Source organism: Devosia sp. XK-2 (assembly GCF_037113415.1).
In the GTDB taxonomy this organism is placed as follows: domain Bacteria; phylum Pseudomonadota; class Alphaproteobacteria; order Rhizobiales; family Devosiaceae; genus Devosia.
Genome location: NZ_CP146608.1, coordinates 596308 through 622866 on the forward strand (window position 1 = coordinate 596308; position 26559 = coordinate 622866).

Annotated in this window: 29 protein-coding genes and 1 tRNA gene; 11 read left to right on the plus strand and 19 right to left on the minus strand. The window is 61.5% G+C overall.

Annotated features, from left to right (window positions below; all coding sequences use genetic code 11):
- Nucleotides 1-24: 24 nt before the first annotated feature.
- The gene (locus V8Z65_RS02900) at nt 25-237 is read right to left on the minus strand and encodes a hypothetical protein (RefSeq protein ID WP_338722408.1); all 213 of its coding nucleotides are present in this window, start codon (nt 235-237) and stop codon (nt 25-27) included.
- Nucleotides 238-312: 75 nt separating this feature from the next.
- The gene (locus V8Z65_RS02905) at nt 313-516 is read right to left on the minus strand and encodes a helix-turn-helix transcriptional regulator (protein WP_338722409.1); all 204 of its coding nucleotides are present in this window, start codon (nt 514-516) and stop codon (nt 313-315) included.
- A gap of 106 nt (nt 517-622) precedes the next feature.
- Here V8Z65_RS02905 and V8Z65_RS02910 point away from each other — a divergent pair, with 106 nt between their 5' ends.
- On the plus strand, nt 623-952 hold the full coding sequence (locus tag V8Z65_RS02910) for a hypothetical protein (protein WP_338722411.1): 330 nt from the start codon (nt 623-625) through the stop codon (nt 950-952).
- Nucleotides 953-1403: 451 nt separating this feature from the next.
- Here the strand turns inward: V8Z65_RS02910 and V8Z65_RS02915 are convergent, their stop codons facing one another.
- The 3 genes from V8Z65_RS02915 to V8Z65_RS02925 form a co-directional block, all read right to left on the minus strand.
- Entirely contained in the window at nt 1404-2378 is a 975-nt protein-coding gene (locus V8Z65_RS02915) for an AAA family ATPase (RefSeq protein WP_338722412.1), read from the minus strand.
- Complete coding sequence (locus V8Z65_RS02920; RefSeq protein WP_338722413.1) at nt 2375-3334, minus strand: DNA-primase RepB domain-containing protein; 960 nt, start codon at nt 3332-3334, stop codon at nt 2375-2377. The genes V8Z65_RS02915 and V8Z65_RS02920 overlap by 4 nt, the downstream gene beginning before the upstream one ends.
- Before the next feature lie 89 nt (nt 3335-3423).
- Complete coding sequence (locus tag V8Z65_RS02925; RefSeq protein ID WP_338722414.1) at nt 3424-3648, minus strand: AlpA family phage regulatory protein; 225 nt, start codon at nt 3646-3648, stop codon at nt 3424-3426.
- A 350-nt stretch (nt 3649-3998) separates the two neighbouring features.
- On the opposite strand from V8Z65_RS02925, the gene V8Z65_RS02930 reads away from it, so the two are divergent.
- A complete protein-coding gene (locus V8Z65_RS02930; protein ID WP_338722415.1) occupies nt 3999-4367 on the plus strand; it encodes a hypothetical protein in 369 nt (122 codons plus the stop codon).
- Here V8Z65_RS02930 and V8Z65_RS02935 read toward each other — a convergent pair.
- Nucleotides 4327-5517 (minus strand): tyrosine-type recombinase/integrase, encoded by a 1191-nt coding sequence (locus V8Z65_RS02935; RefSeq protein WP_338722417.1) that lies wholly within the window; start codon nt 5515-5517, stop codon nt 4327-4329. The genes V8Z65_RS02930 and V8Z65_RS02935 overlap by 41 nt on opposite strands.
- Before the next feature lie 255 nt (nt 5518-5772).
- Between V8Z65_RS02935 and V8Z65_RS02940 the strand changes: the two genes are divergently transcribed.
- Together V8Z65_RS02940 and V8Z65_RS02945 are read left to right on the plus strand one after the other, a co-directional pair.
- Nucleotides 5773-5836 (plus strand) — tRNA-OTHER (locus V8Z65_RS02940).
- 272 nt (nt 5837-6108) lie between these two features.
- Complete coding sequence (locus V8Z65_RS02945; RefSeq protein ID WP_338722418.1) at nt 6109-7947, plus strand: EAL domain-containing protein; 1839 nt, start codon at nt 6109-6111, stop codon at nt 7945-7947.
- A 33-nt stretch (nt 7948-7980) separates the two neighbouring features.
- On the opposite strand, the gene V8Z65_RS02950 is transcribed toward V8Z65_RS02945, so the two are convergent.
- Entirely contained in the window at nt 7981-8145 is a 165-nt protein-coding gene (locus V8Z65_RS02950; RefSeq protein WP_338722419.1) for a hypothetical protein, read from the minus strand.
- A 220-nt stretch (nt 8146-8365) separates the two neighbouring features.
- Between V8Z65_RS02950 and uxaC the strand changes: the two genes are divergently transcribed.
- The 3 genes from uxaC (at nt 8366) to V8Z65_RS02965 (ending at nt 11412) form a co-directional block, all read left to right on the plus strand.
- Nucleotides 8366-9784, plus strand: a complete 1419-nt coding sequence (gene uxaC, locus V8Z65_RS02955) for a glucuronate isomerase (RefSeq protein ID WP_338722420.1) — start codon at nt 8366-8368, stop codon at nt 9782-9784.
- Between the two features lie 266 nt (nt 9785-10050).
- Complete coding sequence (locus V8Z65_RS02960) at nt 10051-10902, plus strand: aminoglycoside phosphotransferase family protein (protein WP_338722422.1); 852 nt, start codon at nt 10051-10053, stop codon at nt 10900-10902.
- 3 nt (nt 10903-10905) lie between these two features.
- Nucleotides 10906-11412, plus strand: a complete 507-nt coding sequence (locus tag V8Z65_RS02965; RefSeq protein ID WP_338722423.1) for a CAP domain-containing protein — start codon at nt 10906-10908, stop codon at nt 11410-11412.
- Here V8Z65_RS02965 and V8Z65_RS02970 read toward each other — a convergent pair.
- The 4 genes from V8Z65_RS02970 to V8Z65_RS02985 form a co-directional block, all read right to left on the minus strand.
- On the minus strand, nt 11409-12143 hold the full coding sequence (locus tag V8Z65_RS02970) for a TlyA family RNA methyltransferase (RefSeq protein ID WP_338722425.1): 735 nt from the start codon (nt 12141-12143) through the stop codon (nt 11409-11411). The two genes, V8Z65_RS02965 and V8Z65_RS02970, sit on opposite strands and share 4 nt — an antisense overlap.
- Nucleotides 12140-12739, minus strand: coding sequence for an SCO family protein (locus tag V8Z65_RS02975; RefSeq protein ID WP_338722426.1), 600 nt, complete (start codon nt 12737-12739; stop codon nt 12140-12142). Before V8Z65_RS02975 ends, V8Z65_RS02970 begins: the two co-directional genes overlap by 4 nt.
- A gap of 75 nt (nt 12740-12814) precedes the next feature.
- Nucleotides 12815-13066, minus strand: a complete 252-nt coding sequence (locus V8Z65_RS02980) for an exodeoxyribonuclease VII small subunit (protein WP_338722427.1) — start codon at nt 13064-13066, stop codon at nt 12815-12817.
- A 34-nt stretch (nt 13067-13100) separates the two neighbouring features.
- Nucleotides 13101-14024: a histone deacetylase family protein gene (locus tag V8Z65_RS02985; protein WP_338722429.1), complete on the minus strand. Its 924-nt coding sequence runs from the start codon at nt 14022-14024 to the stop codon at nt 13101-13103.
- Nucleotides 14025-14097: 73 nt separating this feature from the next.
- Between V8Z65_RS02985 and V8Z65_RS02990 the strand changes: the two genes are divergently transcribed.
- Nucleotides 14098-15060 carry an L-threonylcarbamoyladenylate synthase gene (locus V8Z65_RS02990; protein ID WP_338722430.1) on the plus strand — a complete coding sequence of 321 codons (963 nt, stop codon included), beginning with the start codon at nt 14098-14100 and terminating at the stop codon, nt 15058-15060.
- Nucleotides 15061-15121: 61 nt separating this feature from the next.
- Here the strand turns inward: V8Z65_RS02990 and V8Z65_RS02995 are convergent, their stop codons facing one another.
- Nucleotides 15122-16072, minus strand: coding sequence for a DnaJ C-terminal domain-containing protein (locus V8Z65_RS02995; protein WP_338722431.1), 951 nt, complete (start codon nt 16070-16072; stop codon nt 15122-15124).
- A 112-nt stretch (nt 16073-16184) separates the two neighbouring features.
- Between V8Z65_RS02995 and pdxH the strand changes: the two genes are divergently transcribed.
- Nucleotides 16185-16814, plus strand: coding sequence for a pyridoxamine 5'-phosphate oxidase (gene pdxH / locus V8Z65_RS03000; RefSeq protein WP_338722432.1), 630 nt, complete (start codon nt 16185-16187; stop codon nt 16812-16814).
- Between the two features lie 36 nt (nt 16815-16850).
- Here the strand turns inward: pdxH and V8Z65_RS03005 are convergent, their stop codons facing one another.
- Nucleotides 16851-17105, minus strand: coding sequence for a hypothetical protein (locus V8Z65_RS03005; RefSeq protein WP_338722433.1), 255 nt, complete (start codon nt 17103-17105; stop codon nt 16851-16853).
- Nucleotides 17106-17734: 629 nt separating this feature from the next.
- On the opposite strand from V8Z65_RS03005, the gene V8Z65_RS03010 reads away from it, so the two are divergent.
- Nucleotides 17735-18559, plus strand: a complete 825-nt coding sequence (locus V8Z65_RS03010) for a DUF1499 domain-containing protein (protein WP_338722434.1) — start codon at nt 17735-17737, stop codon at nt 18557-18559.
- 15 nt (nt 18560-18574) lie between these two features.
- Here V8Z65_RS03010 and V8Z65_RS03015 read toward each other — a convergent pair whose 3' ends face one another.
- The 3 genes from V8Z65_RS03015 to glpD form a co-directional block, all read right to left on the minus strand.
- Nucleotides 18575-18880, minus strand: coding sequence for an alkylphosphonate utilization protein (locus V8Z65_RS03015; protein ID WP_338722436.1), 306 nt, complete (start codon nt 18878-18880; stop codon nt 18575-18577).
- 78 nt (nt 18881-18958) lie between these two features.
- Entirely contained in the window at nt 18959-20452 is a 1494-nt protein-coding gene (gene glpK, locus V8Z65_RS03020; protein ID WP_338722437.1) for a glycerol kinase GlpK, read from the minus strand.
- A gap of 110 nt (nt 20453-20562) precedes the next feature.
- On the minus strand, nt 20563-22065 hold the full coding sequence (gene glpD, locus V8Z65_RS03025) for a glycerol-3-phosphate dehydrogenase (RefSeq protein WP_338722438.1): 1503 nt from the start codon (nt 22063-22065) through the stop codon (nt 20563-20565).
- A gap of 163 nt (nt 22066-22228) precedes the next feature.
- Here glpD and V8Z65_RS03030 point away from each other — a divergent pair, with 163 nt between their 5' ends.
- Complete coding sequence (locus V8Z65_RS03030; protein ID WP_338722439.1) at nt 22229-23164, plus strand: AEC family transporter; 936 nt, start codon at nt 22229-22231, stop codon at nt 23162-23164.
- 3 nt (nt 23165-23167) lie between these two features.
- Here the strand turns inward: V8Z65_RS03030 and V8Z65_RS03035 are convergent, their stop codons facing one another.
- The 3 genes from V8Z65_RS03035 to V8Z65_RS03045 form a co-directional block, all read right to left on the minus strand.
- Nucleotides 23168-23974, minus strand: coding sequence for a transglutaminase family protein (locus tag V8Z65_RS03035; RefSeq protein WP_338722440.1), 807 nt, complete (start codon nt 23972-23974; stop codon nt 23168-23170).
- 3 nt (nt 23975-23977) lie between these two features.
- Nucleotides 23978-24922, minus strand: coding sequence for an alpha-E domain-containing protein (locus tag V8Z65_RS03040; protein ID WP_338722441.1), 945 nt, complete (start codon nt 24920-24922; stop codon nt 23978-23980).
- Between the two features lie 154 nt (nt 24923-25076).
- Complete coding sequence (locus tag V8Z65_RS03045) at nt 25077-26501, minus strand: circularly permuted type 2 ATP-grasp protein (RefSeq protein ID WP_338722442.1); 1425 nt, start codon at nt 26499-26501, stop codon at nt 25077-25079.
- Nucleotides 26502-26559 lie beyond the last annotated feature (58 nt).

Below are 26559 nucleotides of genomic sequence, written 5' to 3' on the forward strand. Positions count from 1 at the left end.
GCCTCTCCCTTCAGCGGGAGCATGTTACCCCTTCACGACCACTCGGGCCTCTTTTTCGCCTCCTGAACCCTTGACCCAACTCCACGGTGTGCGGAGCTTGTGCATCTTGGCGAGCTCCGGGTGTTTCTGGGCATCGCGCACAGCGGCGCGCAGGCGTTCGCGGGCTTCGCGCGGGTCGAGCTGCAGTTCGGCGCAGAGCTGCTTGAGCGTCACGATTTCGGGGGTCTTGTCGGTCATTGATCGTCTCCTTGGGTTTCAAGACGATCTATCCAATAAGACGACCACAAAGGGCGTGTCAGGGAAAATCCCAGATCATCTCTGGAGTTTATCGATGCCGGTCAAGACGGCGGCGAACAGGCGTGCGGGATCGACGCCGAGGGCCTTTGCCAGTGAGATGAACTCAACAACGTCAATGCGGCGCTCGTTGCGCTCGACCTTGGCGATGTAGGATTGGGGCTTGCGCAGCCGGTCGGCAACTTCCTGCTGCGTCAGTTCAGCGGCATTGCGCGCATCCAAGAGGATCGCGGTCAGCTTCCGGTATTCGTCTGAGTGGATCGACCTTGGCACGCATCACCCCAATAGTGTGCGCCGAGAGCTAATCCGATTTTAGAATTATCCCATTTTGGGTTATCGTGTTCGCATCGCTGTTGGAGCGGACGCTATGGGGCAGTTCTTTATCGACTACCTTCCACTTGTGGTCTTCATCGCCATGATACTGGCGGTTGGGCTTTGGCACGCTTGGGAGTTTCGCCTAAAGCCGCTTTCGATCCCTAAGGCGAAGATCAACGCCATCGTTGACGACCTGATTGCCCGGCATGGGCCGGATGCCGAAGACTGGGCACGCGGCTATGAGGAAGAGCAGTGGTACAGGTCGGATACCTACGAGCAGGGCAAGTGGCGTCGGGTCAGGCGCGAGTTGTGGCGGCGCTATCACGCCGGCGAGTGGGAATAGGACCTGCAACCAACCGGCGCTCTACACGGACAAACGCGCGCGCGGCAGCGTAACAATGAGCCAGCAGCGTCGGCAGCGCCATGTGCCGAGGGTGTGTACCGGTGCGCGATCAACCGCGCGGTGCTGGCTCGTTGAGGCGCGTCATCGATGTCGATGATCCTGAGGGCACGAGGGACCGAGTGGAGCGCGAAGGACGCTCCGAGGCACCCAAAATCCCAGCAGCGACACCCAAAATCTCACCCAAGACGTGCGGTCGCTGATGGGTGCGAGAGTGGACACGTTGATTGGATTGGGTAATTAGCGGTGACGCTGCGTCCGACAGGCCGATCAATAGTCCGCGTGTCGGTCTCAGGACGCCAGAACGCCACGATGTCACAACGCGCGGCGGCGCCCTGCCAGATCGCCACTTGTCGTCATGGCGAACTGGCATTCTGGCGCACTGACAGCCCAGTCAGCCTGACGGGAGAGACCACACCCACCCCGACTTCTTCTGGACGGATTTGACACCAATGCGCGACCGGGCGCGATCCAGCGTGCGCTCGCTTATTCCAAGTTCGTCGGCAAGCGCCTTCATCTCGTTCGCCTTGCGCGGACCGTCGCGAAGCTCGCGCCTCAGGAACTCCTCGGCGGCGTCCCTCGGGCGAGCGCTATCAGGACCGGCATTCAGGTCATCGACCGAGATGTCATCCGTTCCAATGAAACGCAAGCGCGGAATATCGTCCTCCGACTCGCCGAGCGTGAGTTCGTAGACCCAGGTCGGTCCACGGGGACCGACATTGTGTTTCAGGTGCGCCATCACCCTGTGGTCTTCCCGCTCCGGGTGCTTGCCGATTCTGAGCGCCGACCGAGCGGCCGCGATCATGTCGATAGTGCCGCCACCCTGATATAGCGCGTTGTCGTGCTTCATCTTGGTCAGGTGGCGGATCAGGATGACCGCGCAGCCGTAATCCTTGGCGACGGACTCGATCCTGTCGATTAGGGCACGAACGGCGTTAGAGTCCTTGATCCGCGCATCGGCGGGCACGAAGGACACCCAAGGGTCGATGATGATGACTTCCGGCTCGTGCGCGTCAAGTTCGGCGCGAAGGGTCTCTAGCCCCTCGTCGTCGAATGCGATGCGCCCATTCAAGACCCGTATTCGCTCGGAATCGCCACCCAGTGCATCGATGCGCGGACCGGTCGTATAGGACGGGTCATCCTCGGCACTGATATAGAGGACATTGCCCCTCGCCACCTTCTGCCCATCCGGTAGCTTGCCACCGGTCGAGACGACTGCGGCGAGGTACATTGAGAGGAACGACTTGCCTAGACCAGGGTCGCCTTCGAGGATCGTCAGCATTCCGAATGGAATGTATGGTCGCCAGAGCCATTGAACCTTGCGCCGCTTGACGCTCGACAGCGTAACGAAGGTGTCGCCACCGCTCATTGTGGGCCCTCCACCTTCGCGATGATGCGCGACACCTCGGTCTCGAGCGCATTCCTGTCCTCGCCATACTTGTCGCGGAAGTACGGGCTGCCCCAGACCACACTGGCGATCTCGTCAAGTGTCGCCCCCGCCTCGTGCAACCCCGCCACCATAGCGAAGATGCGGTTGGACCGATCGGGTGCCTGCACCGTATCGTGCCGGATCAGGTGGCGCGTCGATGTGTCGAGTTTGGACCGGTATTTTTTTAAGACGGCGAGACGGTCATGCGCATTGGGTCTCATGTCCAGAACCAAGGGTTCGGCCCTGTAGCTTCCATCTTGATCGGAGAGCAAGCGAGGGCGCGCCGTGAGCGGGCGCGGGTCGAAATGCACCAGCGGAATGAACGGTTTTCCGTAGCCCGGTTTATGGTTGAACGAACCGGGAAGACGCAGGAGCTTGTTCGCTGCGCTCCCGCCCTTGTCGCCGCCATGCCGATATGCCAGTGCCTTTGAATAGGCAGACGCCAGCGCCGGCAAATGCGGGCGGTCCCAGAACCAGAGCGCTTGAGTGCGACCGGGCGATGTCTGCCACACGAGCGAGGGGGGTGGATCAAAGGCGAAAGGGTCCGCCTCGTCCACGTCGCACCACCCGAGGCTGGTCATGTGCACGCCGCTCAGTTTCCGGCTAGGCCGCGTGTAAACATTGGGGCTGAAGTACTGATCGTAGTTGTGTCGGTCGTACCGCTTCAGGAGCACGGGAATTTTGATTGCTCCCTGCAGCATGACGAACTTGTCGATCATCTTCGTGGTTCCCTTCTGGCGGAAGCAAAGATTTCCGAATAGGACAGGGCCGGGCATCGCCGGTCCGTACCAGAGGTCACAGAGGAAATCGTACTGGTCTTGCAGCACGGCGCGCTCAGAAGCGCCTTCGGCATTCAGTGCCGGAAATTCGGTTCTCTTCTTGTGTTGCGTTTTCATTGTCTTGGCTTTCGGGTCGGCGCACGGCGTCATGCGCGCGAAAGCGCGTTACAGAGCCGATGCGGTTGTGGGGTGGTGTGGTCGTCAGGTCAGAAGTCGGCGTAGTGGGTGTGCTCGCGTTCGGCGGCCCGCGCGGTGACCCAGTCTTCGACTTCGCTCAGCAGCCATGCGACGCTGGTGCCCGCCATCCTAATGCGACGTGGGAACCGACCTCGCGCTTCCCAGCGCAAGAGCGTGCTGTTGCTGACCGAGATGCCGAGGCGCTTTAGGTCCGCGCGCGAGGCGAGGACCGGCCTTCTCATCGTGATGTTCATCCTCAGTTCCTTCATCAGAGGGGTGAAGGAATGCGCATTCCGTTTAAGCCGCTAGCAATAGGAGGTTAGCGGATGCCAGCAGCGGAAAAAATTGGAAGGAAATCAGTTCACTCACTGATTGGATTTCGGCGTCGCCCGGGCTTGGCTAAATCCTGTCGACCCGTTTTCTCAATGGCGCGTTTGCGCGCCGCCTTAAAGGCGTGATCAGACAGGTGAGGAATGTCTTCCTTCGCCATCCGCCGAAGCGCTTCCGCCCTCGGGATTTCGCGGCTAGGGTCCTCAAACATTTTGACGAGCCAATCGAAGCAGCGGTTTGCTGCTAGCTGTGAAAATTTCGTGGGCATTATCTCTTGGCCGCGCAAGAAGCGCCTAAGCTGCTCGGCGTGGATGCGACATCGAACCGGCTGGTTGACCCCCTGATGAAACACGAGGTCATCTTTGATTTGAATGCGGAAGAACTCTTGATCGGCGTCCTGTGGACGAAGGTCGCCGTCGCTTCTACCATCCAACGTCGCCCAATGGGCCGCGACAACTCCCGACCTCAATACTTGCCGGAGCAGCTTCAGCGTTTCACGGTGGTCATCTCCAGCGGGCTTATCGATGCAATCGGTTCGCCACGCATCGCCGAAGATCTCTTCTCCGACGATTTGGAATGCGTCTCTCGGCCCGACGAAGTATTCAGCGCTGTGCAGTTGCGAGTTTGCCATCGTTCGACTTGACCAAGGTGGAGACGGTCTCTCCCCATCGCGCCAGGGCGTCTCTCTTCTCTTCGAGGTAGCTGTACCGGTTATACGTTGCAGCGACGCCGGAGACGATACCGGATTTGTGGTTGGTTACCGCGTCGATCACATGCGGGAGAACCCCGACCTTCGCCATACCTGTGGAGGCTGTGCGCCTGAAGTCGTGGAAGCGCCAGTCCTCGGTAGCCTCCGGAAGCGCATCGTCCAGTCGTTTCTTGAGTCGCCCGAACCCTGAAATCGGTGTGACGCCAGTCGTGGTGAAGACGAAATCGCTGCCGATGAAGCGAGGAAGCGACTTCAGGATTGCCACCATCGCGTCCGTGAGTGGCACGATATGCAGCCGCCCGTTCTTGGATCGCTGGGCGGGAAGCGTCCATATCGCATCATCAAGATCGATCTCTGACCATCGCATCGCAGCCACCTCTCCGCGGCGCTGGCCCGTCAACATGAGCATGTGGACGAAATGAGCGAAGGGGAAGCCCTCGGCGTCTGCCGCTTTCCATAGGGCGGCAATCTCGGCTCCTTCCAGCACACGATCCCGCGCGACTTCCCGCGTGGGCGGCCTCAGAGACGCCACAGGCGACGTTTCGATGTCACCGCGATCAATGCACCAGTTCATGAGTTTCTTGAACGCAGCTAGCGCCCGGTTCGCCCGCGTTGGCGTGCCCCTCTCGACAATGCCGTCAAGTACCGCCACGACATCCTTGCGCCTGATCATGTCGATGGGCGTATCACCGAGCGACGCAAATTTGCCGAGGATGCTTCGCGAACCCTTCCAGTCCTTGGTGTTGGGCTTAGCATAGCGATCAATGAATAGGGATATGGTTTCCGATAGCGTTGGGGCGGTTGCGTCCTGCTGCGTCTGCTCATGACCAAACATGCCGAGTTCGATGTCACGGGCAATCTCAGTAGCGCGTCGTCGGGCGTCAGCCAGTGAAACGATGGGGTAGGGACCGATCCTAATTCGGCGGCGCTGTCCTTCCACACGGATCGACAAGCAAAAAATCTTGGCACCGGTGTTCGAAACTCGGAGTTGTAGGCCGGGAGTTTTGATGTCCCGGACCTCATACCGCTTGCCTTCCGCGGGCTTGAGCGCGTCAATCGATTTAGTGGTAAGCGTCTGTTTCATAAGGGTATCGTAAGACACCCAATATCCGCGCGTCAGGGTATGGTTTGGAGCGGAATAGGGGACCACGCGCACAGTTGCGCGGGAAGAGACTGCGATGCCCCTCGACCTGTGGTCTTGGCTCGCTGGGTGCCGACTGGGCGCCGAGTGGTGCGCGCTTGGATGCACGAGATTGCCAGGTGACGAAACAGGTTGGAATATCCATCTTCTTGGCGTCGATAGGGTATTCGCTCAGTCTACAACGCGATGAAACGGGCGGCCCAGGTTTCTGGTGCTATTGAAAATCCGCGTGTCGCTGGTTCGATTCCGGCTCTGGGCACCACTCGTTCTCCCCCGTGAAATCGGCTGTCCGGTCAGCCCGAAAACCGCAGCGTTCTGCGTTTCACATCGCCCGCGCCAGGTCCCGACGTGATGCGTCCCTGCATGGCCGCAGATGCGATCCGCCGCCGCCTTTCACTCATGATCAATATTTCTGCATCAATCTCTGCCGCCAAGGCGCGGCTGGCGCGCAATTGATTCAAGATGATCTGATGCGCGAACACTCCATTTACGGAAAGGGTTTAGGCTGAGATCAACAGTTTCAGGGGCAGGAATTTGGCGAGCGATACCGAATTATTGCTTCGCGTACAAACGGAAGTCTTGGAAGCCGTAGCGCGCGGAGAAGAGCTGGCCGAGGTTGGTGCCATTCTGTGCCGCTGGGTCGAAAAGTTCGTACCCGAAACCGTCTGCTCCATTCTGCTGATCGAGCATGGCTGCATCCGGCCCCTGGCCGCGCCCAGCCTGCCTCAGAGCTATTCCGACGCCATTGACGGCGTGGTCGTCGGCCCGAAATCGGGCTCCTGCGGCACTGCCGCCTGGCGGCGCGAACCCGTTATGGTCACCGATATCGAAACCGACCCGCTCTGGGCCGATTTCAAGGCCCTGGCCCTGCCGCTCGGATTGCACGCCTGCTGGTCCAGCCCCATCCTGAGCAATGACGGCGGGGTCGTCGGCACATTCGCATTCTACTACAAAACCAAAAGAGGACCGTCCGAGCTCGAACGGCAATTGGTTGCGACATGCCTGCATCTTTGCGCCCTGGCCATCGAGCATGAGCGTGTCCGCGCGAAAAATCATCTTCTGGCCTATTTCGATGCTTTGACCGGTCTGCCAAATCGCGGCCATTTCAACGCGGCCCTGGCCGAACGTATCCTGCTTGGTCACCCGTTCGGGCTGCTGCTGCTCGATATCGATCACCTCAAACTCGTCAATGACAGCATCGGTCATGCAGCGGGCGACACCCTCATCCGCGAGATTGCGACCCGCCTTGGAACCTGCGGCCCGGATATTCTGGCCTGCCGGCTGGGGGGCGACGAAATCGCCCTGCTGGTTGCCGATTGCGCCGGGCACCCCGAGTTGCAGACCGCCGCCACGCGCGTGCTGACCGCCGTGTCCGGCATGGTGTCGTTTGGCGATCAGAGCGTTGACGCCCACGTGACCCTGGGCGGAGCCTTGTTCGGCGTCGACGGCATCGATTCCGACACCTTGTGCCAGAATGCCGACTTTGCCCTCTACCAGGCCAAACAGACCCATCGCGGCGGTTATGTCGGGTTCAGGCCCGACCTGCGGATCGCAATGGTCGAACGCATCGCCACTGTCCGCCAACTGAGCGCGGCTATGTCCGAGGGGCGGCTCATTCCCCATTATCAGCCCATTGTCCGGCTCGACACGGCCGAGGTCGTTGGCGTTGAGGCGCTGGCGCGGCTTGTCAGGCCCGATGGAACCGTGGTTTCGGCGGGCGCTTTTCAGGCCGGTCTTGATGACCCGCGCATCGCCTATCAATTGACCGGGCAAATGCTCGAGCGGGTCGCCCGGGACATTCGCGGCTGGCTGGAGGCCGGCATACCGTTCCAGCATGTTGGCATCAACGTGGCCACAAGCGACTTTCAGCGCGGCGATCTGACCGAGCGGATCGAGAACATTTTCGCGGCCGAGGACGTTTCGCTCAGCCATGTCGTGCTGGAGGTGAACGAGACCGTGTTCATGGGCGGCAGCGACCAGACCGTGCCCCATGCTGTCGAGGCGCTTCGCGAGCAGGGACTGCTGGTGGCCCTCGACGATTTTGGAACCGGCTATGCCTCCCTCACGCATCTGCTGAGCTTTCCGGTCGATATCATCAAGATCGACCGTTCCTTCGTGGCCAAGCTGGGTGTGGATGAACCCAGCGGCGTGGTAACCAATGCCATTCTCGATATAGCGCGTCAGCTCAATATGCGGGTCATTGCCGAGGGGATCGAAACCAGCGATCAGGTCGCCATGCTGCGTCAATATGGATGCCTGATGGGGCAGGGATATCTATTTGCGCGGCCAATGCCTGCCGCTGATGTCACCCACTTGCTGCGCCTCTTCGGCCAGCGTCGGCAGGCCCGCGGCGCTGTCGCCGCCATGGCCTGATATTTCAGCGTTTCAACGAAACGGCGAAATGATCTAGAGAATGCCGAGCAATGCTGCGGCTACCGCGATCATGCCGAAGGCGCCAAGCCCCGCAAAAGCCAGCATTCTCCGTGTCCGCCGGGCATGCGCACCCTCGCGCATGGCGCGCCGCAAGCGCGTCAGATCCGTGCCGCCATTGTGCAAATCGATATGTGCCATGGCTCCGCCCTCCGGGTCACGCGTTGGTCCAACGCGGTTCGCTTGCCTGGGCAGCCGCCTTGATGGGCTGTTTCTCACCCTCTTCAGCCAGGAGGATACGCCAAGGCCTCCGGCGGAAAAGCGTCACCTGCAATTGCGGTTAATTTGCCTCAAAGGCGAACCATGTGCATCTTGTATGGAAGATATTGAAACACTGCCGCGAACGTGGCACAACCGCGGCATGACTCAGCCAAGCCATCTCCACCCTGATCGTTTGTTCCCCGCTTCCGAGCCGGCCCGGGCAATAGCCCGCGACCTTTATGGCGCGGTGAGCCAATTGCCGCTGATCAGTCCCCACGGGCACACCGATCCGGCCTGGTTCGCTCAAAACGGCCGCTTCGTCAGTCCGACGGCGCTTTTTCTCACGCCGGACCATTACGTTCTGCGCATGCTCAAGAGCCGGGGTATCTCCTATGATGACCTGGGCATACCCCGCAAAGATGGCGCGCCGGTCCAAACCGATGGCCGAAAGGCCTGGCGGCTTTTTGCCGAAAATTACCATGTGTTCGCCGGGACACCGTCCAAGACCTGGATCGATCATTCCCTCCATGCCGTTTTCGGTGTGGCCGAGGAGCTTTCTGCCGCGACGGCCGACAGCATCTACGATGCCATCGACGTGAGGCTGGCCAGTCCCGACCTTTTGCCACGCGCCATTCTTGAGCGCTTCAAGGTCGAGGTCATCGCCACGACCGAATTCGCGCTCGATCCCCTGACTCATCACCAGTCCATGCTCGATCAGGGCCTGATCGGGCAGGTGCGCACCACCTATCGTCCCGACGACGTGACCGATCCCAGCCGCGCCGCCATCGTCGAGAACTTGCATAAATTTGGCGAACTGACCGGCGAGGATGTCAGCCAGTGGGATGGGCTGATCGACGCCCACCGCAAGCGCCGCGAGGTCTTCCGCAAATATGGCGCCGTTGCCACTGATCACGGCGTGCCAACGGCCAACACGGCCGATCTGCCGCTGGCCGACAAACAGGCCCTGCTCGACAAGGTCTTGGCCGGCAAGCATGACGCCGCCGACGCCGAGCTGTTCCGCGCGCAGATGCTGACGGAAATGGCATTGCTTTCGGTAGAGGACGGCATGGTCATGCAGGTCCATGCCGGCTCGCGCCGCAATACCGACCCGCTGCTTTTCGAGGAGCGCGGGGCCGATCTGGGTGCCGACATACCGGGCCCCACCGATTATGTCGGCGGCATGCGGGCGCTGCTCTCTCGTTGCGGCAATGAGCCCAATCTGCGGCTGATCATGTTCGTGCTCGACGAAACCACCTATGCGCGCGAGCTGGCGCCCATGGCAGGCTATTGGCCCTCTTTGATGATCGGTCCGCCCTGGTGGTTCCACGATAGCCCGCAAGGCATCCGCCGCTATCTCGATCAGGTGGTCGAAACCGCAGGTTTCTACAATCTCGCCGGTTTCAATGACGACACCCGCGCCTTGCTTTCCATTCCGGCCCGTCACGATGTCTGGCGCCGCGAGGTCAGCGGCTTCCTGGCCAATTGGGTCGCCGAGCATCGCCTGAGCAAATCGACCGCCGAACAGATTGCCAAGCACCTGAGCTACCAGGCCGCCAAGGACGCTTATCGGATCCCTTGATGGCCGTGCCAGCGACCCCGCCTCACCCTCATCCCTCCCCCTCAAGGGGAGGGAGCTGCAGGACCACGACGCTGGTGTTCATCCCACCCTCCCCCTTGAGGGGAGGGTAGTGAAGCTAGGTCCGGAGGACCGTAGCGCAACTGGGGTGGGGGTGTCGGTCTTTCCAATGTTCGATACCAATAGCGTTCGCCCCACTCCCACCATCTTTACGCGCCAACTGCACGGAACCCGTCGAATCGTCGTCTCGCTTCTGCTCTAATGGCGCCATGGTGAATCAGTCTCCCGTCGAAACGGCGCTTAGCCGCGCCATGATCCGTTGGTCGCTAACCAAGTCCACGCCGGTGGCCGAAACACCGCGCAGTTGGATTTTTCGGGTAGAGCAGAATGGGCGCAATTTTGCGGCCCTGAAAATTTTGAAGCCCGTCGTCGCCGAAGAAGAGGGCAGGGGGTCCCGCCTGCTGCAATGGTATGGCGGCATCGGCGCGGCCACGGTGTTCGACATGCATGGCGACACCATTTTCATGGAATGGCTCGATGGCGGCACGCTGGGCGATCCGGTGCGTGCTGGCCGCGACGATGAGGGCACAATCGCCATAGCGTCTGTCATTGCCAGCCTGCACCGCCCGCGCGAAGGGGACCTGCCCGACCTGCGGCCGCTTCGGGAGCGCTTCCAGCCTCTCTTTGACACCGATGTGCGGGCCTGGCCGCACACGGCGCGCGATCTTTATGCGCGCGCCGCAGGCATTGCCCTGAAACTCTTCGATCGTCCCACCGCGCAAATTCCGCTGCATGGCGATCTGCACCACGACAATATCCTCTCGTCCGATCGCGGCTGGTTGGCCATCGATCCCAAGGGCGTGTTGGGCGATCCCGCCTATGATGTGGCCAATGTCTTCATCAATCCGGTTCGCGCCGGCAATATGGCGGCCGACCCGCACCGCATTGCTGCCCGGGCGGATATTCTCAGCCAGCGCCTCGATTATCCGCGCAAGCGCATGCTGGGTTGGGCGGCGGCGCACGCCGCGCTATCCGCCTGCTGGGACCTGGCCGATGAAAAACCGATCACCGGCCTTCTGGCCTGTCTCCCCAACCTGCTGAGCGCATACGATCAGGCCTGACCCATGCCGAACCATTCCCGCCGCACCGTTCTGGCACTGGGCGCTGCTGCGCTCCTTTCGGCCTGCGCCTCCACGATCCCGCCCCTGCCCGCCAAGGTCTCGGATCGGCCCGAAGATCTGACGCGCGAGCAGATCGTATCCACGATCAATGCTGTACGCCGCGCCAACGGCGCCGGCAATTGGAGCTACAATCCCCAGCTCGAAGCGGCGGCGCGCTCGCAGGCCCGGTTGATGGCCCGGCAGGACAAGCTGAGTCACGACCTCGGCGTCACCCTGCGCCAGCGCGTCACCGAGGCCGGCTACCTCCTGGCCGTGGGGGAAAATGTCGCCAAGGGCTATAAGACCTTGCCGGCCACCATAGAAGGCTGGCTCGCCTCGCAAGGTCACCGCAATACCCTGCTCTCCAATCGCTTCACCGAATTCGGTCTGGCTTTCGCCCGCACCAATTCGGGCAAGCTCTATTGGGCGCTAATCGCCGGCGGACCATTTGAGGCGTGGCTACGAACTTAACGCCGACTGAAGACCAGCACCGTCTCGACATTCCCGTCCCCCCCGGCAATCGGCGATGTCACCTTTGTCCGCAGCTTGAGGCCCGCGCTTTCAACAAAGCCAATCACATCGGCCAGGGCGCGTTCGGTTGCCTCGGCGTCCGTCACGATCCCGCCTTTGCCCACGAATTCCCGTCCAACCTCGAATTGCGGCTTGAACAGGATCACCGCCTCGGCTTCTGGCGCGCACAGCCCCAATGGGGCAGCCAGCACTTTGGTCAGCGACACGAAGCTCACATCCGAAACAAGCAGCGTCACCGGGTCGGGGATGGTTGATCGATTCAGATCCCGGGCATTGACCCCCTCGAGGCTCACCACACGGTCGTCCTCGCGCAGGCTCGGATGCAATTGCTCGTGCCCGACATCCACGGCAAAGACTTTGGCTGCCCCACGCTCCAGCAAGGCCTGGGTAAATCCGCCGGTAGAAGACCCGATATCGAGGCAGATTTTCCCCTTGGGATCGACAGCGCCGGCCTCCAGCCCCGCAATCAACTTGAGGGCCGCGCGCGACACATAACCCGCGGCCGGATCGTCCAGCGTCAATATGTCGTCGGCACCAACCATCTGGTTGGGTTTCTTTGCCGCTGCACCGTTGACCGAAACCGTGCCGCGCAAAATGGCGTCGCGCGCCCGGGCCCGGCTGGGCATAAGCCCGCGTTGCTCCAGCGCCAGGTCGAGCCGGATACGGCTCACCCCTTGACCAGCTTTTCGATCTTGGCGCGCGCGCTATCACTTGCTTCTTCATAGGCAATGGTGCCTTCAAAGCTGCCATCGCCGCCGATCAGGAAGGTCAAAGCCGTGTGATTGACCAGATAGAACTCGCTATCGACGTCCCCCGCTTTTTCGGAAAAGACGCCGAAGGCGGCCTTGGCCTTCTCGGTCTCTTCGAGCGAGCCGACCAGTCCGATGACACTGGGATCGAAGCCTTCGACATAGGCCTTGACCATATCAGGCGTGTCCCGCTCGGGGTCGACCGTGACGAAAACGATCCGCAACTGCTCGGGGCTCAGGCCCAGTTGCGCCCGCCAGGCCGTCGTTTCTGCCAATGTCGTCGGGCAGACATCGGGGCAGAACGTATAGCCGAAAAACACCAGGCTCGGCGTGCCGCGCAGGTCGTTCTGCGTAAACGTACCGCCCTGGGTTGAGGTCAGCGCGAAATCCTGCCCCGTTACGCCCAGGGGCCGCTGCGGTGGGCGGAACACGTAAAGTGCCGTCGCCCCTATGGCCGCCACGGCCACCAGCACCCATAGCACGATGCGAAAATTGCGAAGGGTATTGTTCGTCGTCAATTCATTGTCCATTCGAGGCAAGTCGCGCCGTCACCCACTGGCGCGCTGAGGCCGGGTGGGGGTATCTTCAATGCCTCAGCCCGCGTCCAGAGGCTCGGTACCGACTGCCTTGCCTTCGCGGTTGAGCGTGATCTTCTCGATCCGCGCTTCGGCCGTCTTGAGCAGGGTTTCGCAATGCGCCTTGAGCGCTTCGCCGCGCTCGTAGATGGCGATGGACTCGGCCAGGGGCGCCTTGCCGCTTTCCAGCTTGGCCACGATCTGTTCGAGCTGCTCCAGCGCTGCCTCGAAGCTCAGCGATTTCACATCGTCATGTGCAGTTTCGGCCATCTGTGCCCCGCTCGTTCAGAATCTGTTCATCAAGCTACCCCTGGAGCGTCGCCACATGCTGGCGCACACCCCCGGCGAGCCCCTTGAGGTCATAGCCACCTTCGAGCAGCGACACAATGCGATTGGCGCAACGCTTTTCGGCAATGTCCATCAACTTGCCCGTAACCCAGTGGAAATCGTCGTCCACCCATTCGAGCTGTGCCAGCGGGTCGCGGATATGCGCATCAAAACCGGCCGAGATCAGCAGCAGATCGGGCGCAAAATTATCCAGCGCTGGCAGGATGATATCCCTATAGGCCGCCCGCATGGCCTCGCCGCCCGAATGGGCCGGGAGCGCGGCGTTGACGATATTGCCCATGCCGGTCTCATCCGGCCGGCCGGTGCCGGGATAGAGCGGCATCTGGTGGCTCGAGGCGTAGAAAACGCTCGGATCGTCCTTGAATATGTCCTGCGTGCCATTGCCGTGATGCACATCGAAATCGACAATGGCGACACGCTCGGCCCCATATTTCCGCTGCGCCTCCCGCGCCACGATGGCAATGGTGTTGATCAGGCAGAACCCCATGGGCGTGGCGATTTCGGCATGGTGCCCCGGCGGCCTGATGGCGCAAAAGGCATTGTCCACCTCGCCCAGCAGCACAGCCTCCAGTCCCGCCAGGGCGCCACCGAGCCCGGTTGCGGCCGCGTCCATCGAGCCATGAGAGATGAAGGTATCGGCGTCGATCTGGCCGATGCCTTCGGCCGGCCTGGCATCGCGCAATCGCGCCAGATAGGCTCCGTCATGCACCAGCTCGGCCAGCATCAGATCGCCAAAAGGGGCGTTGCGGCGCTTCAGGGCAGCAAATTGCGGTCCGGCCAATACGTCTTCGACCACCCGAATGCGATCGGCCCGCTCCGGATGCCCTTTGGGCGTCTGGTGATCGGCGAAATTGGGCTGGCTGACCAGAAGCGTCGTCACCTTGTTCTCCGCAAAGCATCGCGCGGTGTTCGTATTTGCGATGCGCCTATAGTCATCTCGTCTTGACGTGGGCATGGCCTATTGTCAAACAGCGCCCATGTCCGATCCGTTCCGCACCACGGTTGAAGAGGCCGCCGCGCTGTTGCGCGCGGGCAAGCTTTGCGCCTTTCCAACCGAAACGGTCTATGGCCTGGGTGCCGATGCGACCAATGCCGATGCGGTCCTGTCCATCTATGAAACCAAGGGCCGCCCGCGCTTTAATCCGCTGATTGTCCATTGCGCCGATCTGGCCATGGCCGAGCGCCTGGCCATCTTCTCGCCACTGGCGCGCAAATTGGCGGAAGCCTTCTGGCCGGGTCCTCTCAGCATCGTCCTGCCGCTGCGGCCCGGTCATGGCCTGGCCGACATCGCGACGGCGGGGCTCGACACCGTGGCCCTTCGCGTGCCCGACCATCCCCTGGCACTGCAATTGCTGCGAGCCGCAGACCGTCCTCTGGCCGCGCCCTCGGCCAACCCCTCCGGCAAGCTGTCTCCCACCACCGCGGAGCAGGTTCGCAGGGGCTTTGCCGGCCGTGTTCCCGTGCTTGATGGCGGCCCCTGCAAGTCGGGAGTGGAATCCACCATTGTCGCGGTCGACGGAGAGCGGTTGATCCAGTTGCGCGCCGGCGCACTTGCGCGCGAGACCATCGCCGAGACCATGGGCCGGCCGCTTGAGCAGGTCAAACAGGGCGCGGCCATTTCGGCGCCCGGAATGCTGCTGAGCCATTATGCGCCCAATGCCAATATGCGGCTCGATACTACGCCCATGCCGGGCGAGGCCTATCTGGCCTTCGGCAAATTGGCGCCGCACAACAGCCTGATACGCAATCTGTCGGAAAGTGGCGACCTGCACGAGGCCGCCCGCAATCTCTTTTCCATGCTGCACGAGCTCGATGCCATGGGCGCTAAAGTCATCGCCGTCGCGCCCATTCCCCAGACCGGGCTGGGCGAAGCCATTAACGATCGGCTCAGGCGCGCAGCGGCGCCTCGAACCTAGAGCGCCTCCAGCGAAAGTGGCAACGGTTTTGCGCTTCAGAAGCGCGACGAAATAAGAAGCTCTAGTCCCGCACCTTGTATGGCTTCTGGTCCCGCATGAAACGCGCCAGCGCCTCCAGGTCCGCATCGCCGCCAGGCGGCAGCACCACGCGGATGTTTACATAGAGATCGCCATCGCCATAAAGGCCCTTGCCCTTGAGGCGGAACGCCTTGGAGGTGTCCATGCCCGGGGGCAAGGTCAGTTCCACAGAACCGTCCAGCGTCGGCACACGTACCTTGGCGCCTAGCACCGCCTCATAAAGCGTCACCGGCACATCGGTACGCACATCGTGCCCATCTTTGCGGAAGGTCTTCGACTTTTCAAAACGCACAGTCACCAGCGCGTCGCCCGGCTCCCCATAGGGGCTGGGTGAGCCCTGGCCCTTGAGGCGGATTTGCTGACCCTCCTCGACCTTTTCGGGCAGCTTGACCGACAACACCTTGCCCGAAGGCATCCGCACCGGCACCGAAGCGGCTTTGTGGGCGTCTTCCAGGGAAATGGTGACGTTGACCACGATGTCTTCGCCCTTGCCCATGCGGGCGCCACCGCCAGCCGTCGTACCGGCAAAAGGATCCCATTGTGCGCCGCCAGCCGGACCCCGTCCCGCAGTGCCGCCACGTGGCTGGCCGCCAAAGCCGCTCATGAATTCCTTGAGAATGTCCTCGGCCGAGAAGCCGCCGGCACCCGCGCCGGGGCGTGGACCACCGCGACCGCCGCCAAATCCGCCATTGCCGAACCCGGCGAAGCGCGGATTGCCTTCCGCGTCGATTTCTCCGCGGTCGAACTGGCCCCGCTTTTCCTTGTCGTTCAGCAGGTCATAGGCATGGGTTGCCTCGGCGAATTTTGCATGCGCCGTGGGGTCATCGGGATTTTGGTCGGGGTGGTATTTCTTGGCCAGCTTGCGATAGGCGGACTTGATGTCCTTTTCGCTTGCGGACCGCGACACCCCAAGTACGGTGTAAGGATCGCGCATTGGGTCCAATCTTTGATCTGGAGCATTGTTCGCCCCGTATTTGAAGTCCTATATGGCCACGCCCCCGGCCCTTGTCCAGTTGCGGCACGGGCAGTGCGCAGGAAATATTGCTATGTTGCAGACCCTCACCGAACGCCTCTTTGACGATAGCGACCGCTCCGATCTCGACCCTTTCGCCATCTTTGAGGAATGGTACGCACTGGCTCAGGAGAGCGAGCCCAATGATCCCCATGCCATGGCTCTGGCGACAGCCGACGCTTCGGGCCTGCCCGATGTGCGCATGGTGCTGCTCAATCGCCGCGATGCGAGGGGCTTCTGCTTTTTCACCAATTTCGAAAGCACCAAGGGCGAGCAATTGTCGGCCAACCCCCAGGCGGCCATGGTTATGCATTGGAAGAGCCTGAGGCGACAGGTCCGCATGCGGGGGCCGGTGGAGCCGGTGACCAGTGCTGAGGCCGACGAATATTTCGCCTCGCGTGCCAGGGGCAGCCGCATCGCCTCGGCAACGTCGAAGCAGTCGCGCCCCTTGGCGAGCCGTCAGCAGATGATGGATGAAGTGGCCGCGCTCACCGCCATGATCGGCGAAGGAGACATGCCGCGTCCGCCGCATTGGTCGGGCTATCGCCTCGTGCCTACCAGCATCGAATTCTGGAAGGATGGCGAGTTCCGCTTGCATGACCGGGTGCGTTTCACCCGTGACCTGCCAGGCGCGGCCTGGTCGAGCGCTAGGCTCTACCCCTGATTAAAAGGGGCGGGATTGGAGCCCGCCCCACAAGTCTCAGTCCGGATAACGTTCGGCGGCGAGTGCCCGCGGAACAAACCTGATGGTGATCAGCAGCGCGGCGCCGCAAAACACCAGCAGGCACACAACGAGAGCCCAAAGCGCTCCCCCGAACAGTGTTTGGGACAAGACCCAGGCCAGGCCGATCGCGGCCAGCCAGAGATAGCCCAGAATCAGCAAAATAGCCGGCATGGCATGCAGAAGCGCGGCCGTCGTCGAGCGTGCGACAGGCGTTGGTTCGATATCGTTCATTTCAAAGCCACAGGACATGAGACGCCGCGGCGCTTGGCGCGCGGTCGTTCGATTATGGATGAGGGATTTGGTTGTGCCGGCGTTGCCGGCAGTCAGGCCGCACTCGGTGGTCCGCAGGCCCAGAAGCCGAGCACCGGACGGTCCAAGGCTACCACCGCACCTCTAGTACTCTCGATGGCGTGGAGTTTATGGCGGGTGCGGGTTTTGCAGTCCGTTGGCAGCACGAGCGGCGATTGGTGCTGTGCCCGTTCCGCCACTGCTACCGGCATGGCTTGCGCGGCATGGTGCGTAACAACGCTGCCGTGCAGCTGCGTTTGCCCACTTGTCGCAACCGGTACGATGGGCGTGGCCGCGGGAACAATGTCGGCATGAATTGCCAGCAGGACCAAGGTCCAGAATATGCCGAGTCCCTGCAGTAGGCTCTTCATTGTCTCAACTGCGCTATGTGTAATTGCGCTTTTAGCGCATTTATGCGCCGTCCGCACGCGCCCTTTCAGCGGCCTTTTGCGCCGATCCCTGGCTTCGGGTAATACCTGCGGGCAGGGGAGTGTTGGGCAATGCGCTTGTCTTCAAACAAGAGAAACACCTTGGCCTTATGGTCGTGCCTGGTACAGGAGTTCTAAGCGTCGGTGCGCATTCTCATCAGAACCTCGAAATGGGCGGTGCTGGCGCGGCGGCTGGGCAGTCTGGCTGTGCCGCTCACCATCATTCCGGTGTTCATGCACCGCGCGCGCTACCTCGATTCCAATGCCTTTCTGGTGGTGGCGCTGTTTGCCTGCTTCATCGCTGCTTTGGCCGTGCTGGCCGGCTGCGTCGCGCTGGTACGGTTGTGGCACACCGGTGATCAGGGCTGGTGGAAGGCTCTGACCGGGCTCTTTCTGGGGCTCCTCTGTCTTGCCCCCTTCGCCTATTACGGCGCCATGGCGTTGCGTTATCCCATTGTCACCGATATCGCCACGGCGCCGCGCAGCGAGCTGCCGCTGATTTTCGAGCCCGACACCGCCAATATGCCGCCGCCGCGGACACTGACCAGCCAGGAGCAGCAGCGCTTCTTCCCCAATGCGACTACGCGCACCTATCCGCTCGATGCGTTTCAACTCTTCGCCATTGTCGATCATCTGGTTCAGGCGGAGGGCTGGGATATCCGGCAAAAGCGTGAACCCGGCCTGGGTGGCGAGCCCGGTCGCATCAATGCTCGCATTGTCACATTGATGGGCTGGCGGGAGGAGGCGGTATTGCGCATATCGGGCAATGGCGGCCGGTCATCGGTCGATATGCGCTCCGCTTCCATCGGAGCCCTGCATGATCTGGGGTCGAACGGTCATCGTATCAGCGCTTTCCTGGTGGCGCTGGACGACCAGGTCACCGCGTTCCTGCGCGACAACCCAAATATCAACGCCCCGGCCGAGCCAAGCGACGAGCCCGGCCCGACCGTGGAGACCGAGAGCCGCTGAGCGTCGCGCGGCCTGCTAGCGCTTGCGCACGAATTCGGTGCGCAGCACCAGGCCCTTTATGGCGTCGTGCCGGCAGTCGATCTCTTCAGGATTGTCGGTGAGGCGGATCGACTTGATGACGGTGCCCTGCTTAAGCGTCTGTCCGGCGCCTTTGACCTTGAGGTCCTTGATCAGCACCACCGCGTCGCCGTCGACCAGTTCGGTGCCCGAGGCATCGCGCACGACAAGGCCCGCCGCGTCCTGGGATTGCTTCATCTCCGAGGCCGGGCGCCACTCGCCCGTCGCCTCGTCATACACATAGTCATCGTCGTCTTGGCTCATGTCAGGCTCTATTGCAGGCACGCAGCGCCTTGCCAAGCGCTTTTTGACACGGGTGTGGCGCCGCGCCCCTCCGGCCGGTCAGCGACGGCTGAGCGTGCGCTGCACCGCATCGTCCCATCCGGCAATCTTGGCCTTGCGCACGGCATCGTCCATCTGCGGCTCAAAGCGCCGGTCGCGCGCCCAGCTTTGGGCAAAGTCGGCCATGCCGGGCCAGACACCAGCCTTCATGCCGGCCAACCAGGCCGCGCCCAGCGCGGTCGTCTCCAGAATAGTGGGCCGATCCACCGGCGCATTGAGAATGTCGGCAAGAAATTGCATGGTCCAATCCGAAGCGACCATGCCGCCATCGACGCGCAAAACCGTTTCTGTGCTGCTGCCCTTCCAGTCCTTGCGCATGGCCTCGAGCAGATCGCGGGTCTGGTAGCTCACCGCTTCCAGCGCTGCCTTGGCGATCTCCGCCGGCCCGGTATTGCGGGTGATGCCATAAATGGCGCCCCGCGCCTCGGCATCCCACCAGGGCGCGCCCAGCCCCACAAAGGCTGGCACCATATAGACATTCTGGCTGGGGTCGGCAGTGCGGGCCAATGGGCCGGTTTCGCTGGCCTGCTTGACCAGTTTCAGCCCATCGCGGATCCATTGCACGGCTGCCCCGGCAATGAAGATCGAGCCCTCCAGCGCATAGGTGGTCTTGCCGTCCAGGCGATAGGCGATCGTTGTCAACAACCGGTTTTGCGACGGCACCATCTCGTCGCCGGTATTGAGCACCGCAAAGCATCCGGTGCCATAGGTGGATTTGACCATGCCGGGCTCGAAACAGGCCTGGCCGATTGTTGCCGCATGCTGGTCGCCGGCCACGCCAAGGATCGGCATCGCGGCGCCGAACAGGTTTTCTTCGGTCGTCCCGAAATCATCGGCACAATCCTTGACCTCAGGCAGGACAGACATGGGCACGTCAAGCAGTGCGCAAAGCTCGGCATCCCATTGGTTCAGCCCAATATCGAACACCAGCGTCCGTCCGGCATTGGTGGCATCGGTGGCGTGCACTTTGCCACCGGTCAACCGCCAGATGAGAAAACTGTCGATGGTGCCGAATGCCAACTCCCCCTTTTCCGCCCGCGCCCTTGCGCCCTCGACATTGTCCAGCAGCCATTTGATTTTCGTGCCGGAGAAATAGGGGTCGAGCAACAGGCCCGTGCGCTGCACGAAAAGCGGCTCATGCCCGTCCTTTTTGAGACTGGCGCAGTGCGCCGCCGTCCGTCGATCCTGCCAGACGATGGCATTGTGGATCGGCTTGCCCGTCGCCCTATCCCAAATCGCCACTGTTTCGCGCTGATTGGTAATGCCAATGGCAGCAATGTCCGAGGCTCCGATCCCGGCCTCGGACAGCGCCGTCTTCACCGCCCAGACAACGCTCTCCCAGATTTCCTCAGGGTCGTGCTCGACCCATCCGTCCTGCGGGAAGTGCTGGGTAAACTCTTTCTGGCCGACGCCGGCGATCTTGCGCTCGCCGTCGAACACGATGGCCCGGCTCGATGTGGTGCCCTGATCGATCGCCAGAATGAATTTCTGCATAGAATTCTCCTCTTAGGAGCTCTCCCGGCTCCTTGCTTGCCCTCCCTTGAGGGGAGGAGATCCAGGCCAGGCCACAAGGCCGCCGGGGTCGCGTCGGGGTGTCCCAGCGGTTATGCCGGCGATGGCCTCAACGCAACATGGTCCGCCAAATATCCCTCGAGCCGCGCCACGTCCTCTGGCCCAACTGTCAGCCCCAGCTTGGTGCGCCGCCACAATATGTCTTGTGCCGTCCGGGCCCATTCATTGGCAACCAGATAGTCCACTTCTGCACCATAGAGGTCGGTGCCAAAGTGGTCACCCAGATCGGCCGTTGATTTGGCTGCGCCCAGCACGGCGCGGGCCTTTGTGCCATAGAGCCGCATCAGGCGCGATAGCAGGGGCGCGGGCAATCCGGGATAGTCCAGCCCCAGCCGGCGCACTTCCGCATCGAAGCTCTTGGGCCCGAAATCGCCGCCGGGCAGGGTGCCGCCCTTGGTCCAGGCCGGCCCTTTCCTGCCCAATACCTCTTCGATTTTTTCAAGCACCGATTCGGCTAGCCGGCGGGACGTGGTCAGCTTGCCACCGAACACATTCACCACCGCGCCATCGGCTGCATTGCCCTCGAGCTTAAGCACATAGTCGCGGGTCGCCTCCTGCGCGGCGCTGGCGCCATCGTCGAACAGCGGGCGCACGCCCGAATAGCTCCAGACGATGTCGTCCCGGCTGACACCCTGTGCGAAATATTCATTGGCCGCCTTGAGCAGATAGTCGGTCTCCTCCGGCGTGATCGCCACATCCTTGGGATCGCCACGATAATCCCTGTCGGTCGTGCCGATCAGGGTGAACTCGCCTTCATAGGGAATGGCGAAGAAGATGCGCCCATCGCTGTTCTGGAAGAAATAGCAGCGGTCGTGATCATAAAGCTTCTTCGTAACGATATGGCTGCCCTGGACCAGGCGCACATTGTGCGCTGCATTCTTGCCCATGGTCTGGTTGATCACCTCATCGACCCATGGGCCCGAGGCATTGATCAGCATGCGGGCGCGAACGGTTTGCCTGCCGGCCTCGCCATCGAGCTCAATGGTCCAGCCGCCGTCCTCGCGCTTGGCCGAGACCACCTTCGTGCGGACATGAATGGTCGCGCCTTTATCAGCAGCGTCGCGCGCATTGAGCACCACGAAACGCGCGTCGTTCACCCAGCAATCGGAATATTCGAAGGCCAGCTTGTAGCCCGGTTTCAGCGGCTTGCCCGCTTCGTCCCGCGTCAGGTCCAGTGTCTTTGTCGGCGGCAAAAGGCGTCGCCCGCCCATGTGATCGTAAAGCGCCAGCCCCGCGCGCAGCACCATGGCCGGCCGCAGGCCCTTATGGTGCGGCAAGACGAACCGCAGCGGCCAGATGATATGCGGCGCCGATGCCCAGAGCACTTCGCGCTCCGCCAATGCCTCGTGCACAAGCCGAAATTCATAATGCTCGAGATAGCGCAGGCCGCCATGAATAAGCTTGGTGGCCGCCGAACTGGTGCCCGACGCAAGATCGTTCATCTCGGCCAATGCCACGGAATAGCCGCGCCCGACGGCATCGCGCGCCACGCTGGTTCCGTTAATCCCGCCGCCTATGACAAAAACGTCCAGCATGCGTCACCCCATCGATATCGATGGTTCATTTATACATCATATTATTTCGTTTTGGAAAGTTTTTAGTTTCGTTTTTAGTCCGCCAGGCAAAGGCGGCAATTGACCTGCGCTGGCTCGGAGGGTAGGGCTTGCCTGTTCCTTTTCTGGCCCGGGTCGCTGGCCGATGCTATCCATTCTTGCCGTTATCGCGCCGATCTTTGCGCTCATCGCGCTGGGCTATCTGGCTGTGCGTTACCGCCTTTATCCGGCCGATGGGGTGAAAGCGCTGATCGGTTTCGTCAATAATTTCGCGACCCCCTGCCTGCTGTTTTACTCCATCGGCACCAGCGATTTTCGCTCGGCCTTCAATATCGGCATTATCGGACCGTTCTATTTCGGCGCGTTCGTCTGCTTTGCGATCGGCATCGTTGTGGCGCGACGGGCCTTTGCCAACAGGCCGGGCGAGTCTGTCGCGGTTGGCTTTGCCTCCACCTTCAGCAATACCGTGCTGGTCGGCCTGCCCATCATGAGCCGGGCTTATGGCGAAGCATCGCTGCCGGTCACCCTCTCCATTATCGGGCTGCATGGTGCCATTCTTCTGACCCTGGGCATGGTGACCATGGAACTCACCCGCCGCGATGGGCAGCCATTGCCCGCAACGCTTGTGCTGGCCGTCAGGCGGGTGGCCTCCAATCCGTTGATCTGGGGTATTTTAGGGGGGATCGCCCTATCGCTTTCGGGGCAGACGCTGGCCGAGCCGGTCGCCGCCTTTTTCTCCATGCTGGGTCAGGCGGTGGTGCCCGCCGCCCTGTTCGGCATTGGCGGCGCGCTCAACGAATTCAAGCTTTCCGACAATTGGAAACAGGCGCTGGTTGCCTCACTGATCAAGCTGATCATTCATCCGGCCATCGCTTATATGCTGATGATCTGGCTGTTTCAGGTGCCCATGGAGATCGCCCGCTATGGCATTCTGCTCTCGGCCATGCCAGCGGGCATCAATATCTATGTCTTTGCCACCTTCTACGATCGTGGCGTCAGCGTCGCTGCCAATACCATCCTCATAGCCACCGTGCTTTCCGCGGTGACCATTTCGGGATGGCTATTCGTGCTGAGCTTGTAAGGACTACGCCGCCTTGACCGACGCCCGTTGTGTAACCTCAGCCGCAGGCACTACGCGCAAGGGCAGGGCGCTGTCTCCATCCAGCCCCACGGCAAGGCGCACATAGCGCTCAGTGGGGCAGATTTGCTGCTGCGCGTCAAAGCCGATCCAGCCAAGCCCGTCATCATAGGCTTCCGCCCAGGCATGCAGGCCACCGGCAAACCCGTCGCCCGCCGCCAGATAGCCACAGACAAACCGGGCCGGAATGTCCAATGCCCGGGCTGCGCCAATGAATAGATGTGCGTAGTCGGCTGCCGGCGGTAACTCGGGCGGGACGTCCGCCCCCTGGTTTTGCGTCTGCTCGCCGGTCGCCTGCATTTGCCGCGGCGTGTCAGCGGTTTCCGGCAGGCCCAGCGTTTCACCCACGCGCGCCATCAGTCCATGCAGCACGTCAAGCCGGTTGTCCCTGGTCGTGCGATACTTCCCGTAAAGCGTTACCGGCGCCTTGGTCAGCGGCGTTACGCGCTTGTAGAGCGCCGGAACCGGCTCGCCCAGCGGCTTGCCGATAACGCCATTGGTGTCGCTTGTCGTGACCACACCGCGCGCGCCAAGGGTGATGTCGCCCTCAACCCGCGCCTGGTTGACCAGGTGCACGGCATTGCCATAGCCATCTCGAAATCGTCCGGCATTGCCGATCCCGGCGACCTCTACGCTCCAGCTTTCCACATTCTGTGTCGGCCCGGCACCCGGCGTAAGCAAAAGGTGCATCACCAATTGCGCCGTGCCGGGGGGAAGGGAAAAGCTCAGGCTATGATCAATCTCGATGCGCATGGTTCAGTAGAAATTATAGGATTCGGACAAGGCATCGGTCACCCGGTTGTTGCGGGCAATGAATTCGTTGAGGAATTCATGCAAACCATCGGTGAAAATGGCCTCCATGCTGGTGCCTTCCACCATGGCGAGCAGGCTGTCTGCCGCCTCCTGGCATTTCTCCTTGCGGCCATAGAGCTTACCCAGATTGTCCAAATTCTGCTGCACAAAGCTGGCGCAATAGACCAGGCTCCGCGGCATTTCGGGTCGGAGGATCAGGAAATCAGCAATGTTCTGCGCCTTGTACCGGTCGTGATAGACATGCCGATAGGCCCGATGCGCTGACGCGGCCCTGAGGATCAGCGTCCATTGCTGGATATCGAGATCGCCGCCCACCTGCGTCGCGCGCGGCAGCAGCACGTAATATTTCATGTCGAGGATACGCGCGGTATTATCTGCCCGCTCAACGAAATTGCCCACCTGCAGGAAGTTGAAGCCATCGTCACGCAGGATCGTGCCTAACAGGGCGCCCCGGAATTCGTGACTGCGCTGCTTCACCCATTGCAATAGGCCCAAGAGCTTGGCCCCGCGCACGTCGCGCGGCTTGATTTGGGCAAATTCCAGCCAGGCCCCGTTCATGCTTTCCCACATATCGCCGGTTATTGCGGTGCGTACCGAGCGCGCATTGGTGCGCGCCGCTTGCAGGCACGAAAAAACCGACGAGGGATTGTCCGGGTCGAACATCATGTAATGGGCAACCGTATCGACATCGGCCACCTCATGCTTGGCATCGAAGCCCTCATCGACTTCGGCGGCCTGCATCATGGAGACAAGATGTTCGCTGGCCCCGCCTTCGCGGCGGCTGGTCAGGCTCATGCGATAGCCGACCTCGAGCAGGCGGGCCATATTTTCGGCTCGCTCCACATAGCGTGAAAGCCAGAACAGATTGGCAGCGGTGCGTCCGAGCATTCTCACTTCGGGCCCTCCTGAAGGGCAAAACGCTCCTGTGGAGCGTTTTGAGGCGAGAAGGCCATGAGAGCTATGCTCGAATGGCCCAGACGTACGGCATACGCCGAGTGGGTGTCAAAGACGAGTGTATAGAGACCGGACAAAAGCATGAGCATCAATCTTCCAGCACCCATGTGTCCTTCGTCCCACCCCCCTGACTAGAGTTCACCACCAGCGAACCCTTCTTGAGCGCCACGCGGGTCAGTCCGCCCGGCGTGATCCGCACCTCGTCGCCCACAAGCACATAGGGTCTGAGGTCGACATGCCGCGGCGCCACATCGCCGGAAATATGGGTAGGGCAGGTGGAGAGGTTCAGCGTTGGCTGCACGATGTAATTGTCCGGCCGCGCTTCGATCTTCTTTTTGAACTCGGCATGCATGGCCTTGGTCGCCGTCGGCCCCACCATCATGCCGTAGCCACCCGAACCGTGCACCTCCTTGACCACCAGATCATGGATATTCTCCAGTACCCAGGCGCGTTGGTCCTCGTTGGTGCAATTATAGGTCGGCACGTTTTGTAGCAGCGCCTTCTCGCCGAGATAAAATTCAACGATATCGGGCACGTAGGTATAGACCGCCTTGTCGTCGGCTATCCCGGTCCCCGGCGCGTTGACCAGCGTCACATTGCCCGCTCTATAGGCGTCGAACAGGCCCGGCACACCCAGCATTGAATCGGGGCGGAAGGTCAGTGGGTCGAGATAATCGTCATCGATGCGCCGATAGATCACGTCCACCTGTTCGGGGCCGGTGGTGGTGCGCATATAGACCTTGCCGCCATCGACAAAAAGATCGGGCCCCTCGCACAGTTGGGCGCCCATCTGGTCGGCCAGGAACGAATGCTCGAAATAGGCCGAATTGTAGATGCCCGGCGTCAGCACGGCGATATTGGGGCTGCTGCCCTTGAAGCCCTCCGGCGCCACGCTCTCCAGTGTTCGGCGCAGATTTTCGGGATAGGTCTCTACCGGCGCCACCTTGGAGCGGTGGAACAGGTCGGGCGCCAGAAGCATCATCGCTTCGCGGTCTTCCAGCATATAGCTGACGCCCGAGGGGGTGCGCAGATTGTCTTCGAGCACATAGAATTCGTCCGGGCCCACCCGCACGATATCGACCCCGATAATATGGGCATAAACGCCCTTGGCCGGCTCCAGCCCCATCATTTGCGGGCAGAAGGCCTCATTGTTCAAAATGAGCTTTTCCGGCACCCGCCCGGCCTTGAGGATCTCCTGGCGGTGATAGATGTCGTAGAGAAAGGCATTGAGCGCCTTGACCCTTTGTTCGATCCCCTTGCTCAGCCTGCGCCATTCATTGGCGGCAATGATGCGGGGGATGACATCGAAGGGAATGACCTTCTCCGTGCCCTCTTCGGACCCATAGACCGCAAAGGTAATACCCAGCTTCCGGAAGATCGCCTCGGCGTCGGTCTGCATCAGCGCCAGGGCCTTGTCGGGCTGCTCGTCTAGCCACTCCGAAAGCGCACGGTAGGGTTCGCGGACCGATCCGTCCGGATTGTACATTTCGTCAAATGGCGTTTTCTCGCCCATTCTGCTCCGCTTCTGAAGTGCGGCTTTCCCATTCGCCTGCCCATTGCTACACGTTTGA